At 66.2% G+C, this 2,253-nt stretch carries 2 protein-coding genes; both read right to left on the bottom strand.

Annotated elements, in window-relative coordinates:
* Positions 1–22 precede the first annotated feature (22 nt).
* Positions 23–1,369, bottom strand: a complete 1,347-nt coding sequence (locus tag AC4FAH_RS09235; RefSeq protein ID WP_288988968.1) for an NAD(P)/FAD-dependent oxidoreductase — start codon at positions 1,367–1,369, stop codon at positions 23–25.
* Between the two features lie 96 nt (positions 1,370–1,465).
* A partial coding sequence (locus AC4FAH_RS09230) for an SDR family NAD(P)-dependent oxidoreductase (protein WP_490245936.1) occupies positions 1,466–2,253 on the bottom strand: 788 nt, incomplete at its 5' end.

The raw sequence follows: 2,253 nt of genomic DNA, 5'->3' as shown, positions 1-2,253 counted from the left end.
CCGATGCGGCTGGCGGGCGCCTTCAATCGTCTGCCTCGCGCGCACCCAGTGCCTCGGCGACCCGCAGCGCACTCCATACGCCATCCTCGTGAAAGCCGTTGCGCCACCAGGCGCCACAGAAATGGGTTCGGCCCACCGCGCCCTCCGCCTTGGCCTGCGCGCCGGAAATCTGCGTGAAGCGTGCCTTGGCGGCTTCGGCGGCCAGCGTGAAGCGCGGGTGGTCATAGGCATAACGGCCCAGCACCCGAGCGGGATCAATCGCGTCGCTGTCATTGAGCGTGATGCAGAAGGTCTCGCGGGGCGGGTGCTCGCGCTCATCAAGGCGTTGCAGGATGTTCATGTCGTAGGTGACGCTGGCCCGCTGGGCGTCGTCGCGCCCGTCGAGGCGGTAGTTCCAGCTCGCCCAGGCCGCCTTGCGCCTGGGCAGCAGCGAGGTGTCGGTATGCATCACCACCTCATTGCGCTGGGTCGTGATCGCCCCCAGCACCGCGCGCTCCTGCTCGCTGGCATCGCCGAGCAGCGCCAGTGCCTGCGGCGCATGACACGCCATCACCACCTGGTCGAAGCGTTCACGGCGGCCATCGGCATGCTCAAGCGTCACGCCGTCGGCGTCGCGCAGGACCCGGGTGATCTTGCTGTTGAGGCGAATGCGCTCGGCATAGCCTTCGGTCAGCGGCGGGATATAGGCGCGCGAGCCACCGACCAGCGTGAACCACTGTGGGCGGTCATTGACCGACAGCAGGCCGTGATGGCGGAAGAAGCGCACGAAGAACAGCAGCGGGAACTGCGCGATATCCGCGATGCTGGCGGACCAGATCGCCGCGCCCATCGGCAGCAGGTAATGCTCACGGAATACCTGCGAGTAGCCATTGGCATCCAGGTAGCTGCCCAGGGTCGCGCCCTCGGCGAGCTTGCCGTTGTCCAGATCGGCGGCAGCCTGCTTGTTGAAGCGCAGGATGTCGCGCAGCAGGCGATAGAAGCGCGGGCGCAGCAGATTGCGCTTCTGGGCGAACAGCGACAGCAGGGTATGGCCGTTGTACTCGAAGTCCTCGGCGGTGGTATGCACCGAGAAGCTCATCTCGGTGGGCTGATAGGCCACGTCGAGGCGTTCCAGCAGGCGCTGGAAATGCGGGTAGGTGCGGTCATTGAAGACGATGAAGCCGGTGTCGATGGCCCAGTCGCTGCCATCGGCGCACTGCACATCCATGGTGGCGGTGTGGCCGCCCAGGCGCTCGGCTGACTCGAAGACATGCACTTCATGCTTGCGACTCAGGTAGTAGGCCGCTGACATGCCGCTGATGCCGCTGCCGATGACGGCAATCCGCTGGCGGGGTAGAGACGCTGTCGCGTAGGTAGTTGTCGTGTTCATGCCACTCCAGAAGAAGAACGCACCATGTCGTCATGAGCAGAAGCGTTGCCGGGTATTCGGCGCGGGCAGACCTCGTCGGGTTTGCCTGCCGCGCACTCAGTCGCGGGTCATGCGTAGACCGATGCTGCGGCGCAAGGGGGCGGGCAGGATGCCCAGCAACTTGACCAGCAGCGTGAAGCGTCGCGGGAAATGGATGTCGAGCCGATGACGCGCGAGCCCCGCCACGATCGCCTCGACCGCCTGATCGACAGTGACCTGCATCGGCATCGGGAAGTCATTGCGCTCGGTCAGCGGCGTCTTGACGAAGCCGGGGTGAATCACGCTGACATCGATGCCCTGGTTGTCGAGGTCCAGTCGCAGCGACTCCAGGAAGTAGCTCACCGCGGCCTTGGAGGCGCCATACGCCTCCGCGCGTGGCAGCGGCAGGTAGGCCGAGGCACTGGAGACCGCTGCCAGCTGCGGCCGCTCACCGCCGTCTGCCGCTGCCATGCGCAGCAGCGGCAAGGCGCTTTCGATCACATCCACGGCGGCCTGGAAGTTGGTCGCGAACACGCGGTGGACCAGGTCTGCCTCGAATTCCCGTGCATCCAGATATTCGCAGGTGCCAGCGTTGAGCAGTGCAAGGTCGAGTCCACCAAAGCTGGCCTCTATCTGGCTGGCCGCCGCGCGGATGGCCTCACGGTCGGTGAGGTCGAGCGTCACGACCAGCGCTTGCCCGGGGCCTTGCTCGGCATCGGCTGCGATAGCCTCCAGCTTGTCGGCGGAGCGCGCGCTCAGGGCGACCCGGTGGCCATCCGCCAGCAGCCGGCGTGCCAGTCCTTCGCCAATGCCGGAGCTGGCGCCGGTCAGCCAGATGCGTTTGCGAGCCTTTGCGGTCGTCGATG

This window comes from Cobetia sp. (genome assembly GCF_983723665.1).
The sequence above is the reverse complement of the archived record's forward strand: the minus strand, read 5'-3'. Positions and strand labels throughout refer to the sequence as shown.